At 51.3% G+C, this 14407-nt stretch carries 12 protein-coding genes and 1 pseudogene; 5 read left to right on the top strand and 8 right to left on the bottom strand.

What is annotated here, in order from left to right:
* Positions 1–1185: pseudogene (locus IQ256_RS13070) on the top strand (S-layer family protein); the annotation flags it as partial.
* 267 nt (positions 1186–1452) lie between these two features.
* On the opposite strand, the gene IQ256_RS13065 reads toward IQ256_RS13070, so the two are convergent.
* Both IQ256_RS13065 and IQ256_RS13060 read right to left on the bottom strand, forming a co-directional pair.
* Complete coding sequence (locus IQ256_RS13065) at positions 1453–1668, bottom strand: Nif11-like leader peptide family natural product precursor (protein WP_193855983.1); 216 nt, start codon at positions 1666–1668, stop codon at positions 1453–1455.
* A gap of 390 nt (positions 1669–2058) precedes the next feature.
* Positions 2059–2415, bottom strand: coding sequence for a CP12 domain-containing protein (locus tag IQ256_RS13060; protein ID WP_193855982.1), 357 nt, complete (start codon positions 2413–2415; stop codon positions 2059–2061).
* A 469-nt stretch (positions 2416–2884) separates the two neighbouring features.
* On the opposite strand from IQ256_RS13060, the gene psb34 reads away from it, so the two are divergent.
* A complete protein-coding gene (gene psb34, locus IQ256_RS13055) occupies positions 2885–3055 on the top strand; it encodes a photosystem II assembly protein Psb34 (RefSeq protein ID WP_193855981.1) in 171 nt (56 codons plus the stop codon).
* 469 nt (positions 3056–3524) lie between these two features.
* Here the strand turns inward: psb34 and IQ256_RS13050 are convergent, their stop codons facing one another.
* A complete protein-coding gene (locus tag IQ256_RS13050) occupies positions 3525–4421 on the bottom strand; it encodes an HAD family hydrolase (RefSeq protein ID WP_193855980.1) in 897 nt (298 codons plus the stop codon).
* A gap of 112 nt (positions 4422–4533) precedes the next feature.
* On the bottom strand, positions 4534–6426 hold the full coding sequence (locus IQ256_RS13045; RefSeq protein ID WP_193855979.1) for a glycosyltransferase family 39 protein: 1893 nt from the start codon (positions 6424–6426) through the stop codon (positions 4534–4536).
* On the opposite strand from IQ256_RS13045, the gene IQ256_RS13040 reads away from it, so the two are divergent.
* The gene (locus IQ256_RS13040; RefSeq protein ID WP_193855978.1) at positions 6425–7657 is read left to right on the top strand and encodes a glycosyltransferase; all 1233 of its coding nucleotides are present in this window, start codon (positions 6425–6427) and stop codon (positions 7655–7657) included. The genes IQ256_RS13045 and IQ256_RS13040 overlap by 2 nt on opposite strands.
* 366 nt (positions 7658–8023) lie before the next feature.
* On the opposite strand, the gene IQ256_RS13035 is transcribed toward IQ256_RS13040, so the two are convergent.
* Positions 8024–9259 (bottom strand): tetratricopeptide repeat protein, encoded by a 1236-nt coding sequence (locus tag IQ256_RS13035; RefSeq protein WP_193855977.1) that lies wholly within the window; start codon positions 9257–9259, stop codon positions 8024–8026.
* Positions 9260–9346: 87 nt separating this feature from the next.
* On the opposite strand from IQ256_RS13035, the gene IQ256_RS13030 reads away from it, so the two are divergent.
* Positions 9347–9670 (top strand): YbjQ family protein, encoded by a 324-nt coding sequence (locus IQ256_RS13030; protein ID WP_193855976.1) that lies wholly within the window; start codon positions 9347–9349, stop codon positions 9668–9670.
* 38 nt (positions 9671–9708) lie between these two features.
* On the opposite strand, the gene IQ256_RS13025 is transcribed toward IQ256_RS13030, so the two are convergent.
* The 3 genes from IQ256_RS13025 to IQ256_RS13015 all read right to left on the bottom strand — a co-directional run bounded on the left by IQ256_RS13025 (position 9709) and on the right by IQ256_RS13015 (position 11653).
* Positions 9709–10335 (bottom strand): DUF938 domain-containing protein, encoded by a 627-nt coding sequence (locus IQ256_RS13025; protein ID WP_193855975.1) that lies wholly within the window; start codon positions 10333–10335, stop codon positions 9709–9711.
* 252 nt (positions 10336–10587) lie between these two features.
* Positions 10588–10959 (bottom strand): phage holin family protein, encoded by a 372-nt coding sequence (locus tag IQ256_RS13020; protein WP_193855974.1) that lies wholly within the window; start codon positions 10957–10959, stop codon positions 10588–10590.
* Between the two features lie 193 nt (positions 10960–11152).
* Entirely contained in the window at positions 11153–11653 is a 501-nt protein-coding gene (locus tag IQ256_RS13015) for a hypothetical protein (RefSeq protein ID WP_228024840.1), read from the bottom strand.
* Between the two features lie 439 nt (positions 11654–12092).
* On the opposite strand from IQ256_RS13015, the gene IQ256_RS13010 reads away from it, so the two are divergent.
* Positions 12093–14384: a caspase family protein gene (locus IQ256_RS13010; RefSeq protein ID WP_193855973.1), complete on the top strand. Its 2292-nt coding sequence runs from the start codon at positions 12093–12095 to the stop codon at positions 14382–14384.
* Positions 14385–14407 lie beyond the last annotated feature (23 nt).

Genomic DNA, 14407 nt, shown 5'->3' with positions numbered 1-14407 from the left:
AGGCTAGCCGCCGGATCACGTGTCTCTGCCTCGACTAGCGGTAGCGGGGACGGTGGCAACCTGATTCTGAAGGCTCCTGATGCGATTACAGTCAGTGGTCCTGGTGAGCTAGCAGTTGAAACTAGTGGTGGAACTGACGACGCTGGTGAAGCTGGCGATATCACTGCCGAAGCGCGAAGCCTCACTTTCTCGGATGGCGTTCGCGTCTCTGCTTCAACTGAAGGGGCGGGCGCGGCTGGCAACATCATTTTCAACTTGTCTGAACAGTTGGTAATTGACAGCAGCACAATCGAGTCAAGTACAACAGCAGAGTCAACTGGTGTGGCTGGCAACATCAACATCAGCGCCGCCGAGACTATACTGCGAAACGATGGGCGCATCACAGTTGATTCCGAAGGGGAAGCGCCAGGCGGTAATATTGCACTCGATGCCAACTCGCTTGCTCTAGACAACAGCCGCATCAGCGCCACCACGCTCAGCAGCAATGGGGGAAACCTCACCTTCAACCTACAAGACTTGCTACTGCTAAGAAACGGTAGCTTAATTACCACAGAAGCGGGCACCGCAGGAACAGGTGGCAACGGTGGCAATATCGTGCTAGGTATCAGTGAGGGTTTTGTTGTTGCAGTCCCCAGCGAAAACAGTGATATTCGTGCGAATGCCTTTGAAGGCAATGGTGGAAACGTGGATATTACAGCGCGTAGCCTTTTTGGTATAGTCTTTCGCCCGGATGTACTCGATACGCCAGAGAGCGATATCACCGCTAGCTCTCGATTTGGTAGCAGCGGCACGGTCGTGGTCAACGAACTCAACCCCGAAGCTGTGCAAACCGAGATAGAGCTGCCGACAGAGACGGCTGTTCCGCCCTTAGCGCAGGGGTGCCGTGCTCGTAACTCACGCACGAATAGCTTTGTGGCGACAGGACGAGGTGGACTGCCGACGAATCCAGCGGATCCGCTGAGTGCTGATACGGTCTGGCAAGACATTGCGCCGTTCGAGTCGGACAGTGCTGACTCGAACTCGATAGTCAGCAACCGTGCCAATGTCGAAGTAGCTGATATCAAAGCGCCAATCGTCGAAGCTCAGCATTGGACCCGTACAGCTAGTGGGAGCATTGTTTTAGTCGCGCGCTCCGAGGTCGCAGCAGAGGGTCTAAATCGAGCTTCTCTGCCATGTCATAGTTAGACAGCAACATACCTCTAGTTCACCTTTCTAACGGTAAGAAAACCGGTAAAACTATCTACTACCACTGCTTTGACTAAGGATCGAAAATTTAATAAGATGCACATTTTTTGCCGCCCTCACCCCAACCCTCTCCCGAAGGAGAGGGAGCTTGAAGTCCTTCTCCCCCAGGGAGAAGGATTTAGGATGAGGGCCTGCGGTAAGACTTGAAATCAGACAGTTTATTAAATTCTCGTTTCTAAGTAAGGATCTGACGCACTCAGAAAGCATCTAATTGTATTCTCCAGGAGTCTCTTTCTTGATAACAGTGACCCCGCCTACTTTCTTACCTGATATTCTCAATAGTTCATCACCTGAAAATTCATAGCCAAGCTTTAGTGCTATCCGCGCTACGTCATCTGCAGTTGATACGGCAAGCACCTCCTTCCTGAGAGCAGGTTCAGACTGCATTTTCTTTAAGAATGCTTTAAGTTGATCTAAAGCCATATTTTCAAGTTCCTATTTTCGCTAGCTGGACATACGATCAACAGGAACAAAGAAGTTCATAGGTATAGAACTAACTACTATAAAGTATGACAACTACTCTTCCGGGTAATTTACCTGTTGAATATGGGAGACTGTCTAAATTGAAGAAAGAACAGACGTATCGCGCAGATACCTTGCTGAGCAATCACGCTGCATGCAAAATATAAACGTTATAGAGGCTACAACTTAGATCAGTCGTAAGTTATAACCTCTATCAGTTTACCACTACGTCGTAGTCACCTAGACACTGATTACGGCTAGTACAGAACAACAGTTGCTATACACTTTGCGCTGCTGGGAAAGGACTGTAGATTCTCGTAATGTAGCGAGTAAAGTGCGGAAGGCTATACATTAGCAGTCGTAGCTTCGGCACTCAAATGCCTGTGGGTTTTCTAAGCAGTAACGTTCAAACGAAGTCTGACAGGAAGGCATTGAGGAAAGCAACCGCGCTCGACGAGAGGTTCTTAGCTCTTCAACAGTTTCCCATGCAACTGCTACGTCTACATCTTGATAACCGTACATTTGAGTAAGACGACGAGCATGCTCTAAAGCAGCCTGCAGTCGGTTCTCATAAGTCTCCTGGGGTGAGAGCGACTGCTGTTCAATTGTAGGGAGTGCCGCCGCAGATAGGATTGCCTGTTGCTCAGCGGCAGACATAGCTGTTGTAGGCATAGCTGTCTTTGGAGAAGTGATAGTCAAGTTATTCATAGCGAAGCACCTAGCAAGGGAACCGTTTGTGAACTACTCATAGATTAGTCATAACTCTAACGAATTGCAATAGTAAAAACATATAAGTTTTAGCTATATTAAATCAGCTTTCCTTAACTGTCCTCTAGCCAGTAGAAAGGTCAATCCCATCGAATATAGAGCTACATAAGGTTCGTAGCCTCAAGCTACAGAGACAGAAACACTTTTCAACTTACCTTGTCGTCACTTCTAAAGTAGTCCTGCAGCTTGCAAGCTCCTACGGCCTAGATATTCTTTGAGTTAGCTACTGCGGTAGGTTTGAGCGCGACTCATTTGTTAGCGTGTTTGTCATCAACGAGTAGCCAAACGCGGTGGCCTTAAAAAGACTTATACGCACTATAAGTTTATTGTGTTGATAAAATCTTTTATTTTTGGTGAATTGCGATAAGTTGATAAGTGTAAACAACAACAAACGAGGTCTAGTTCCCCCATGTATACTACTGTTGATGAGACAGGTCGCCTTAATAACTACGCGGTTGAGCCAGCAACGTATCTATCATCTTATCCATCTCCAGAACAACAAAAGGGTTATCTGTTACAGGGCGGCTTGGCTACAATGCTCGTCGCGACGCTTGTGACAATGGCCTATCTCGTAAGTTGAATGAATAGGAATTATGCACAACGTCTGGTGTGCTTCTCGCACGGTTTAAGTGTGCTTACCGCTGTAACAAAATTGTGACTCATTGGGTAGTTGATAACGATTTGGTCTCGATTACCTAATGAGTATTCTCTACGGGTTCCCAAGCTCAGAAGATTGAAAACGTCTTTCATAGTCTCAAAATATAGACCGAACCGTCGCAAAATCGCTTTTAATTAGTTGAATTAGACGTCTCAGACGCTAGGCGACACTTTCACCTGGAACAAGTGTGTAGGTAAGCAAAAAGCAGGCATAGCAGGGCCAAGCGCGACTCATAAGTCGCGAACTTAGCTACAAGCGGAAATTGTATAACAATCCTGTTAGATACCGGTTGTATCAAGTTTTCGCACTGAGACCGAGAATTTATCTGTGGCAAGTAGACAGTAACCGAGAGCTGCGATTCTTAACCGTAGAACTGGCCCTTGACTTCTCTTTAAACACCGTCCTTCGCATCCTCTAATACCCGATCACCCAACTGCTGAATCCGAATCTTCTTTGCCATGCTCTCTACTGCTAACCCTAGGGTCTGCATCAAGAGAGAGTTATCGCTGTAGTCAGCCTCTACTAGAGCCATCACTCGCTGACTCGCACTGACATCGTACTTGCGAGCCCATTCGCGCGCTGAGCCATCGGGAAATACCGCAATCGGAATGCCTTTATGCTGGTTTATCAAGCGAAAGCAAGGAAGATCAGAGGTGCCATCACCGACATAGATGACTTGATCGAGCGGAATATACAGCTCGCTATGAGGTACGTCTTGATAGACAAACATCAAGTCGTCTTCTGAATGAGATTCGATTCCTCTAGAAAGATAGTATAGATAGCGGACCTTGTCAGGATGCGTCACAGTATGTTTTAGACAAACGGCCTCGCCGTCTTCACCAAAGTGCAGATCGCATCCCCAAATAGCCTTGAATTGGTGAGCGATAGAAGTGCTCTTGACAATATCTGCGAAGCCACTGGAGATGATATAGAACTCCAATACAAGGTTAGGATCAATTGCCTGTACTCGCTGCCTTAGCTTGTCAAACATCTCAGCGACTCCTGAAAATAGCTGAAGCTGTTCTCCATATCTTTTCAGGTAGGAGCGTGTCAGCCTTTTCTCGTTGTCTGCTTGGTCTCTAGCGCCTTCTAGTAGCGTAAAGAATCTAGCTGGTATGCCGTCCCATCCATTCTTTTTTAACGGTTCATACTTCTCAGCCTTAAATTTCTCGATATCGTAGCCTAGATCTCCAATCAGGCTAGCAAACGTATCGGGGGCTAATGTGTCGTCAAAGTCGAAGGCGATCGCAATCCGATTGCACAGGTGCTGAGTTGTTCTACCAGTCATAGGTGGACATATTCTGGAACAGTGGTTCAATTAGCGCACGAGTACGGTCTCCGCCTCTTCCACCTCCCGACAGAACCTAGCCGGACGGCTTCTATTGCATTAGCCAGGCCGATTACGCCTCTCGCTGATATACCTGCAGCTCAAAGCTATCCAAGTTCATCGTGCCTTCTAGCGATCGCGCTTCAGTCATCTCATAGCGTCCTTGCAAAAGCGCGTCGGTCTTGGCCGCTAGCGCTACCACCTCTGCCTCAGTTTCAGGCGTATTCCACAGCGGATAGTTTGCTCGTAGCCACAGTACTCTGGCATAGTCCTTTTGCTCCAAAGCCGAAGCCAATACAGTTTCTAAATCCGCCGGATCGCTGACCAATATCTCTGGATTCACGCCTTCATCCAGGTAGTAGATCAGGCGATTCACATGGCCCCAAGCCTTAGAATTCATCGCGACTAAGGTGGGCTGGTCAGCGCTACCTTGGTTGGCTAGCAGCGCTGCATTAACCGAGTGAAACATCTGGCGATCGCGTCCCTCAAAATCCACCAGGTTCACGGCTAAATATACGGCCAAAATGCCTGCAGTTAGCCCCTCACGCCAGCGTCCCGTCGCTTTTTCTAGCCAGGCCGCTACCAATAGCACCATCCCCGGCAGCACCACAAACGTTGCCCGTCCCCAGCCAAAGCCCAGCGTATTGTTGTTCGTGACCACATCGACGCCTAGCGCCAGCAGCAGCGGAAACAGTCCCAATAGCCCGCAGCTAATTAGCACCCAGTATTGCCGGCGTCGGATTAGCCCGACTACACACATCACCACGAAGGCGATCGCACCGCAGCCAACCGCTACCGCCGTCGGTTTGATCGGCTCTGCTACGGGTAGCATCCCCGTGGTCAGATGCCCTAGCAGCAGATAGTTCGCCATCGTCTGCGCCAGGTCGCGGCCATGCTGCATCATCAGCGTCAACAGACTGCCTTCTTGAGACAGCCGCTCTAACACGTCCTTGCGATTGCTAACCTGCCGCAGCGTCCCCCACAAAAACCAGGGCATAAACAGCAGCGCTCCGCCGCCTAACAGCAAACCATGCTGAAACCACCGCTTACGATCGACAAATAAGACGAACGCCGACAGCGCAAAAAACCAATAGCCAAACAGATACTGAGTCATCAACCCCGCCGTTAGAGGCAGCACAACTCCGGCTCTTAGCAGCCACGCTCGCCAGCCTTGCGGTCGGATATTGGCCTCGCCCGCTGTTTCAAAAGCTGCCGTCTTGGACTTGTTCACACCCATCAAAGCCAATAGGCACAGTCCACTCAGGCAGGCCCACAGCGCCAGGGGTGAATACATCCGCAGGTTTAAAGAATGAGATAGAAAGAACGGGTTTAATGCCAGTAGAGCCGTAAAGATCAGTCCCCCTCGCTCGCCGAGCAGTCGCTGCCCTAAATAGTAGGCCGCGCCCAAAGTTGCTATGCTCATCAGCATTACCAAGCTGCGAGTCGCCCCTTCACCATTGCCAAACACCCTCATCCATCCGTGCTCCGACAGATATAGAAGCGGCGGGTGCGGCTCACTCAAGCAGCTCAGTATCAGCGCCTTCACCGTCTTGAGTGCATCGACCAAACCATTTTCTGGCGGAATTCTCAACAGCCCTGAAAAGTCAGCCAGAGCAAACGGCACGTCCTTCGGCAGCTTGTACGCACCCCTTTGGCCTGCCGAAAATAGCAGCGAGAGCACCTCGTCGTACCAAAACTCTCGTTTCCCTACCCACAAAAAGCGCAGGATAATTCCTAGCGCCACACTTCCCCACAAAAACCAAGTCATCAGCCGATTCGCCAATTTGTGAGACCAACGCTTCATAACCACCACATCTTCGATAGCAACTAGCCATAACATTCCCCCACACCTTCGCCCGTACCGATGCCCGCTCAAAGACTGCTCACCCCAGTCTGTATCTGGGCAATCTGCTAATAGGTTTCCAGCGCTAGCGATTCCCGCCGTCATCTCTTTTCTAGTCACCATGAGCAATCTGCTGCTTTCTCCACCGCCAGGCCCGCTAGAAGTCCCGATCGCCTCGCCCGGAGCAGATTCATCCACCGCTGCCGAAGTTGTCTTTTCTTTGATCATTCCGACTTATAAAGAAAGCGGTAACGTTGCCAAAATCGTGGCTCAGCTGACCCAGCTTCTAGACAATTTCATTCCAGATAGGTACGAGCTGATCCTGGTAGATGACGATAGCCCCGATCTAACCTGGCAGGTCGCTCAGTCGCTGACAGATAAATACCCTCAGCTCCACGTCATGCGGCGTCAGGGCGAGCGCGGTCTCTCTTCGGCGGTGATTCGCGGCTGGCAGGTAGCTAGAGGAAAAATATTAGGCGTCATTGATGCAGATCTGCAGCATCCGCCAGAAATTCTGCTAAAGCTGCTGAGCAGTACGCTAGATGGCGCGGACCTAGCGGTGGCCAGTCGTCATGTAGAAGGCGGTGGCGTCAGCGATTGGAGCGTGGTGCGGAGGCTATTGTCTCGCGGGGCTCAGGTGCTGGGACTGCTGGTCTGTCCGGCGGTGGTGGGACGGGTGAGCGACCCGATGAGCGGTTATTTTATGGTGCGGCGAAGTGCGATCGCCCACCATCGGCTCAGTCCTATTGGCTACAAGATTTTGCTCGAAGTGATTGGGCGGGGCGAGATCAAAGATATTGCTGAAGTGGGCTATGTCTTTCAAGAGCGAGAATCAGGCGATAGCAAAGTCACCTGGAAGCAATACGTCGAATATATCGGCCATCTGATTCGGCTGCGATCGCAAGGACGCATCAGCCGGATTCGTCAAAAGTGGCCAATGAGGCGCTTCATCCGCTACGGCACCGTTGGCTTTAGCGGCGTTATCGTCGATATGGCTTTGCTCTATCTGCTGTATCAGGGGGTTGGACTAGGACTGACCACCAGCAAAATTATTGCGGCTGAAGCAGCTATTCTTAGCAACTTCTTCTGGAACGATATCTGGACTTTTGCCGATATGGTCAGGCGGCAGACCGGCTGGAGCAATCGCTTCAAACGTTTGCTCAAGTTCAACACCATCTGTATCAGCGGACTGGTGCTAAACGTCTTGCTGCTACAGGTATTCTTCAACGTAATCTTCGGTCAAAATCTTCCGTATCTTGCCAATTTAATTACGATTCTCCTAGTCGCCGTTTGGAACTTCTGGCTCAACCTCAAACTAAGCTGGCGAGTGACTGCGGTGGAGCAGGGCAGGTAGGCAGTAGGAGTGGGTGCATCCCACTTATGCAGAGCTATCGAGCCCTCATCCCCTAACCCCTTACTCCCATAGAGCTTGCTCTTCTCGTAGAGTAGGGAGAAGGAGAACCGGATTCAAAGTCCCTCTCCCGATGGGAGAGGGATTTAGGGTGAGGGCGAGCAAATGACTTACGAAAGCGGGATGCACCCCCATAGGCAGTGATAACCAACGCCGAGTTCAACAACCCCGATTCAACTCGATAAACCGCAGGGGCGCTAGCATTTCTACGCCCTTCGACAATTTCTTCGACAATTGATGGATAAGCGATATAGGCAAGGGCTACAGCTTCTAGATATTGCTTGTGGGCTAAACGCGAGTTGATACGACCTAACTTTCTCTCCAAACTTCTAATAGCGCTGCGGCCCGCTCCGCACCTTCCCCATTCTCCTGCTCTTGATAGAGCTGTAGTGAACGCTGAAGTTCGTCGAGAGCGCTATTTCTGCTGCCCTGACCCCATAGCGCCAGGCCCAGGTTATAGCGGACACCCGCATCTTCTGGAAAAGCTCTGGTGAGCTGACGGTAGGCCAGTATAGCCCGCAGGTACTGCTGTCTTTCTAGCAGCAGCTCACCGAGTGCGGCTTGGGCAGGGAGCAGCCCTGGGTTGAATTCCACAGCCTGCTCAAAATGATTGAGGGCGCTGTTGATCTCTCCCCTTTGGCGAAGTATTTCGCCGAGATGATACTGAGAGTCTGAGTCTCTAGGGTTGAGGGCAACGGCTCGCTGCAAAGAACTGAATGCCTGGGCCTCGTTGTCTCGCTCCAGCCAAATTTTCGCTAGGTTAGCGTGGACACTCGCCCGGTCGTTGTCTATAGAACGCGCCCGCTCTAAAGGAGATAACGCCGCGTCGTAGTTGTCTTGAGCAAGATAGAGTAGTCCGATGGCCTCGTACGCCTGGGCATTACCAGGGGCGATCGCCACCGCTTTTTCGTAGGCGCTGCGGGCCTCTTCATAGGCTTCTAGCCTCAGCAGCGATCCGCCTAGCCCAACATAGGCATCTGCCGCGCGGGGCGAAATATCGATCAAATCGCGATAGGTGTCTGCGGCCTGATCGAATTCTTCATCCATGAACAGGCTGTGGGCTAGGCCATAGTAAAAAGAAAGATTGCGCGGCTCACGGTCTAGCGCCTGGCGGTAGTACTCGGCAGCGGGCTGATAGTTGCCTTGTTTGAGCTGTAGATAGGCAATGCCAGAGTAGATACGAGGATTGTTACGATCGACCTGAAGCGATTGTTCATAGAGGGCGATCGCACCAGGGTAATCACCGGCATCGACCCGCTGCTGCGCTCTGGTCAACAGATCTGCTAGCCGCTCTTCTTGCTCGTCACTGAGGTTGCCGCTAGCTTGAGCAAGGACTACTTCAGCAAGAAGTACTTCGGAGGTTTCTAGCGCTAGCTGTGTCTCTAATAACCGAGCTTCTGTATACGGAGGCGGGGCAGGCTGAGTGGCAGAAGAATCGATCTGAGCTGAGATCGCGCTTTCAGCCAAGAGACTCGCAGGTAATGCTATACCTACGGCGAGCCCAATCGGTGCAAATAGAATTGTGAACTTGTGTGGGCAGCCCATAGACTAACGCCTCCTAATAACTTGACAATGGCAAAGCCATAGAAAAGCACTTACGAACAACTGCACTAGAAAAATTGCACTGAATCCATGATTCTATCAACAACTGACTCCCTTCAAGGCGAAGAAATTAAAAACTACCTGGGAATCGTCACTGCCGAGGTGGTCTATGGCAGCAATGCCCTACGAGATTTCTTCGCCGGTATTCGCGACGTCCTGGGTGGGCGTACGGGCGCTTACGAACGTGTTTTTGAAAAAGGACAGCAAGAGGCACTCAAAGAGCTAGAAAACCGGGCAAAAAAAGTTAGCGCGGATGCGGTAATCGGCGTCCAGATCAGAACAGATACTATCAATATCGACGATCACGGGGTGCTGATGCTGATCACCGCTACAGGCACAGCAGTGAGTCTGTAGCGCGTACTTTAATGTCTAGCCGCGTCTGGCCTCGACGTTTAATCTCGTCGAAACACAACTGAGAAATTGTTGGCGGGCATGGGGATCACATCCGTCAGCGTCAAAGCGTGTTTCCTGGCGACTTGACTGACGGCTTCTAGGTCCCGAATTCCCCAGTTGGGATTGCGATCGCGCAGCATGGCATCAAACGCTTCATTACTCGGCGCAGTCTGCTGGCCCTCTCGCTTAAATGGCCCATACAGATACAGCACGCCATCAGAGGGTAAAACTCTCTGGGCTCCGGCCATCAGGTGCTGGCACATCTCCCACGCTGAAATATGCAGCATATTGATGTTTACAATCGCCGTGATTGGCTGAGCTAGCTTAAAGCCTTCCTGCTCAACTGGCCAGGGCTGCTGACTGACGTCCAGTGCTAGAGGATCTATCAAGTTGTCAGAAGGCAACGCTTTTACCCAGGCAGTCACACTGGCTCTAGACTCTGGGTCGGGCTCGCTAGGCAACCAGTGCAAATGACTCAACCTAGGTGCAAAAAACGTAGCGTGCTCACCCGTCCCGCTAGCAATTTCTAGTACCGTACCAGTGTTGGGCAGCACTTTGTGCAACACGTCTAGTATCGGCTGACGATTACGCTCAGTAGCAGGGGCATATCTGCGAGAATCTACCATTTGCAATTCTGCTGACAACAAAGCATCCGAGGACTATAGCGTTGGTCACTTGACTGAGGTACAGTTTTCAGGCTGAAAGCTTTATGTTGCAACGGGTCAAGTGTCGCGCCTGTACCGTAGGCTTTGCCTTCTCGTCGAGTATGCATCCGGTACAGGCTATATTGCTTGAGCCTCGAATGCTATTTTTTTAGGCTGGCTTTCGGAACCTAGATTTTAGAAACTAGCTCGAAAGAATAGCTCTGAGGATGGCTACTATGCTTCAGGCAGGCTAGCAGGAGTGCGGCCTTCAAGCAAATAGTGACCGAACGTCGTGCTCAAAAACGATAATGCAATAGGTCCGACCAGGAAGCCGACCAGGCCACGAACTTCAAACCCTGGCACAAATGCAGAGGATAGCCACAGGCAAAAGCCATTGACGAGCAAAGAAAATAGCCCAAAGGTAACAAAGGTCAAAGGCAGCGACAGTAGCTGGATGATCGGTTTGACCACGCCGTTGACTATACCGATAGAGACAGCGGCCAGAACCGAGGCAGTGACAGTATCTATTGTAATTCCAGGCAGCAGCCAATCGAGAATTAGTAGGCTAAACGCAGTAATAATAGCGGGCAGTACTATCCCAAGCATCCTAAAACTCCTGTCTCTATCAGAGATTAAACTATCCTCAACACTGGCCTAATAGCAGTAAGGAAAGCATCTTCATACAGACAGAGTTTCTAGAGCCTCAGCCTTCTTTTTCTACTTATCTAGTCTTTTCCTATTATCTAGTTTTGTTTGGTGTCTAGTTCGCCTTAGAGGCTACCAGGCTGTTCGGGAACTGCTAGAGCCCTAGTGTGGCAGGCGAGGTGTTCAGCAGCGCTTCGGCAGTACGGTAGTAGGTCGCCCAAAAGTAGGTTTCAGGGCGCGATCGCCACTCCTCTCGATCCACTCGGAGCGCCAGAATCGGCACCGTAATTCCTTGGCTTTCTACCACCACGCTAACCGATACATTAGTCGTTAGCAAATCTTGATCAAAGCTACGCTGTGCGCCAGCTCTAGCAGCCATCTCAGCTCGACGGACCAGAGCCTCGTAGTCCTCGCCAGCTTCTCGCGCTATGAACAAATCTAGCCGCGAGGTATATGCCTGCGAGGCTTGAGGAGCAATCAGCGCCTCAGTGATCCACACACCCGTGCCACCAATCACTGCAGCGAGTCCTGCCGATAAAATGGAGTGCCCTACAGACCGCCTCAAAGAGCGGCGTCTACGGCCTTGGTAAGCAGATCGCTTGCCAGGGAGCTGTGCTAAGTAGGGGGTACGGGTTGAATAGCGAGTTGGCCACATGCGGTTAAATCAAAATGAGTGTTCAGCAATTAAATTTGACAGCGTTCTGCATTGATAGCGCTTTATGCCTATCAGGCTACATCTATCAAGCTTCCCAGTTTAGAAGGTCTTCCCACTTTAAAGCGTTGCTTTTCGAGTAGCCTGCTAAAAAAAGTCACTGCATGAAACGCAGCAGGTGTGATACCTTCTGGTGCATACATAAATCGCTAGTTGCTAATTGCGTCAGTTTCCAGCCTAGCTAAAACTTACTTGGGCCTAGCTGATGCGGGCTGACTCGCTTGTCATTGTCATATGCACAGAAAAGGTTAAGAGACCTCTTTTGGACACATTTTTATCTGTCTGATTTATCTATCTAGGTCTGCTCTATTCGGGCCTCAAACCCTCTAGGTCTGTTTTGTTCGGGCCTAGACCCTCAACGCTATAGTTTTGGAGACGCTCAATGGCTAACTACTGGGCCATCACGATTGGAATCAACCAATATCAGCATTTGCAGCCTTTGATGCACGCGCAAGATGATGCTCGCTCCATGCATTGGCTGCTGACGCACTCAGCAGACATTGCTGCTAATCATTGCGTACTGCTTAGCGATCTAGGGCCTTCTGTCGGCGAGCAGGCAGCCTACCCAGATAAATCAGCGATTACTGAATGGATACAAACCATTACTGGGCAGGTGGGCGCGGATGACGTTCTCTGGGTTTTCTTCAGTGGCTACGGCGTCCAGCTAGAGGGCGCTGACTATCTATTGCCCATCGATGGTGAACCAGACAATATTGAAGAGACTGGCGTTGCGATCGCCGATCTGATCAGTACGCTAGCCCAGCTTCCTACTGATAGAACCCTTCTGATTCTAGACATGAGCCGATCGCAAGGTGCTCTATCGGGCCAGACAATTGGCTCCGAATCCATAGAACTCGCCCAGCAGCGTCAAGTGCCGTTACTGCTCTCTTGCCAGCCTGGGCAGTTCTCTCACGAAACTATGGTTCTTCGCCACGGTCTATTCACCGCCACCCTGTTAGAGGCTATTGGCACGCAAGGTCAGAACTACAAAACCTTAGCGGCGCTCAGCAGCTACGTTAGCCAGAGACTACCTGAGCTGTGTGAGCATCACTGGCGACCTATCCAAAACGCTGTCTGTCTTATCTCTGAAGCGCAGCAGGATGCTGTCGTTGTTCCTGATCTCAAGAAGCCCTTCGTTGACATCATCACCTTGCCCGTTGATAGTTCGGCGACTGAACTAATGACTGAACCAGCGGCTATTCAGAACACTAATGGTCAGGCTGTAAATGGGGCTGCTCTGAACGCCTCTGGCCTGAGCGATTCCGACTTAGATACACCTGCAGCGGGCGCGACGGCTGTTGCGACTGGGCCTGATCGTAGCCGGTTCGAGGACGAAGGTAGTGCCCCTAGCGATCGCATCCACCCCACGCCAATCACTACAAGCGATCTTGAGAGAGACTTCGAGCAAAAAGCAAGCAGTCATGTCATAGAGCCCGATAATGGAACTCAAAGCAATGGTGATCTAACTGGCGATCCAGACGATCGCAGTAGCGCCATCGTGCCCTACAGTCAAAATTCTGCTGAAACCGTCAGCGGCGCTAAGCTACGCAACTGGGGCTTGTTGGCACTAGCGATTTTGCTGTTAGGCGGTGTGCTGTTTGGCCAGCCAGCCGTCCGCACTGCGCTACAAGATTTAGTAGAAAGAGCTTCAGCCCTGACGGCAGGGGACTCAGAAAGCGGCCCAGAGAGCGGCTCAGAGCCTGCAGAAGATCCCGCAGAAGAAGCTGGGAATGCAGGTGATGCGGCAGAGCCTACCGAGCCTGTTACTGAGGATTCTTTGGAAGAAGGCGGCGCAAGTGATTCGTCTAGCCCAGAGCTAGAGCCTTTCACCACAACCGACATGCCAGAAGACGCCCCTTCCGAACCCGTCGCGTCATCGTCGGATACGGTGCCGCCGTCTGATAGCGACGCCGCCAGCAGCAACCCAGGTCAGTCTACTGCGGCGGCGCTGATTGCTAGTGCCAACTCGTCTCTTCAGCAGGGACAGTATTCTGAAGCTTTGGCTACTTTGCAGCAGGTGCCAAAAGCGCAGCGAGATAGCGCTTTTTCTGATGTCTTGACTCAGGCCAGAGCAGGCGCGGCAGCAGCACGACAGACAAATGCTTCGGTGCTGACCAATGCCAGGACGTCTATTCAACCTATCCAGGCTTCTCAGTTTGCAGAGGCGATCGCCAAAGCTAGGCTGATTCAGCCAGGTGAACCTTTCTATGAGGACGCCCAGCGAGACATTCGTAGCTGGAGCCAGGTGATATTAGATATTGCCGAGGGCCGGGCGACGAGCGGCGACTTGGAAGGGGCGATCGCAGCAGCTAGTGTCATGCCCTACGACAATGCCGAACTCTATCAAGCCTCTAAAGATCGCATTGCTTTTTGGCAGCAGCGTCAGAACAGCCGCGCTATTATTACTACCGCTCAAGCTATCCCGCGTTCTGGTCAGGCTAGCTCTTACCAGGAGGGCATTGTCAAACTACGTGAAGTGTCGATTGAGCACCCAGAATACGAAACCGCTCAGCGGCTAGCAGACGATTGGAGTCAGCGGATTTTTAGTATTGCTCAGGCCCGCGCTGCTCAAGGGAGACTGCGTGAAGCCGTGCAGGCGGCTGTGCTAGTGCCGGCTGGGACAGCTGCCTACGAGCCCACTCAGCAGGCAATTAAGCGGTGGCAAGATCAGTAATAGTATGAGCCAATAGCGCTATT

It is taken from the genome of cf. Phormidesmis sp. LEGE 11477, from assembly GCF_015207105.1.
Lineage (GTDB): Bacteria > Cyanobacteriota > Cyanobacteriia > Phormidesmidales > Phormidesmidaceae > Phormidesmis.
Note: the sequence above shows the minus strand (reverse complement) of the source record. Positions and strands in the feature narration are given on the sequence as shown.

Excerpts from the sequence above, each read along its gene's own strand:
- IQ256_RS13065 (WP_193855983.1), bottom strand. The coding sequence starts at position 1,668 with ATGGCTTTAGATCAACTTAAAGCATTCTTAAAGAAAATGCAGTCTGAA.
- IQ256_RS13060 (WP_193855982.1), bottom strand. The coding sequence starts at position 2,415 with ATGAATAACTTGACTATCACTTCTCCAAAGACAGCTATGCCTACAACA.
- psb34 (WP_193855981.1), top strand. The coding sequence starts at position 2,885 with ATGTATACTACTGTTGATGAGACAGGTCGCCTTAATAACTACGCGGTT.
- IQ256_RS13050 (WP_193855980.1), bottom strand. The coding sequence starts at position 4,421 with ATGACTGGTAGAACAACTCAGCACCTGTGCAATCGGATTGCGATCGCC.
- IQ256_RS13040 (WP_193855978.1), top strand. The coding sequence starts at position 6,425 with ATGAGCAATCTGCTGCTTTCTCCACCGCCAGGCCCGCTAGAAGTCCCG.
- IQ256_RS13045 (WP_193855979.1), bottom strand. The coding sequence starts at position 6,426 with ATGGTGACTAGAAAAGAGATGACGGCGGGAATCGCTAGCGCTGGAAAC.
- IQ256_RS13035 (WP_193855977.1), bottom strand. The coding sequence starts at position 9,259 with ATGGGCTGCCCACACAAGTTCACAATTCTATTTGCACCGATTGGGCTC.
- IQ256_RS13030 (WP_193855976.1), top strand. The coding sequence starts at position 9,347 with ATGATTCTATCAACAACTGACTCCCTTCAAGGCGAAGAAATTAAAAAC.
- IQ256_RS13025 (WP_193855975.1), bottom strand. The coding sequence starts at position 10,335 with ATGGTAGATTCTCGCAGATATGCCCCTGCTACTGAGCGTAATCGTCAG.
- IQ256_RS13020 (WP_193855974.1), bottom strand. The coding sequence starts at position 10,959 with ATGCTTGGGATAGTACTGCCCGCTATTATTACTGCGTTTAGCCTACTA.
- IQ256_RS13015 (WP_228024840.1), bottom strand. The coding sequence starts at position 11,653 with ATGTGGCCAACTCGCTATTCAACCCGTACCCCCTACTTAGCACAGCTC.
- IQ256_RS13010 (WP_193855973.1), top strand. The coding sequence starts at position 12,093 with ATGGCTAACTACTGGGCCATCACGATTGGAATCAACCAATATCAGCAT.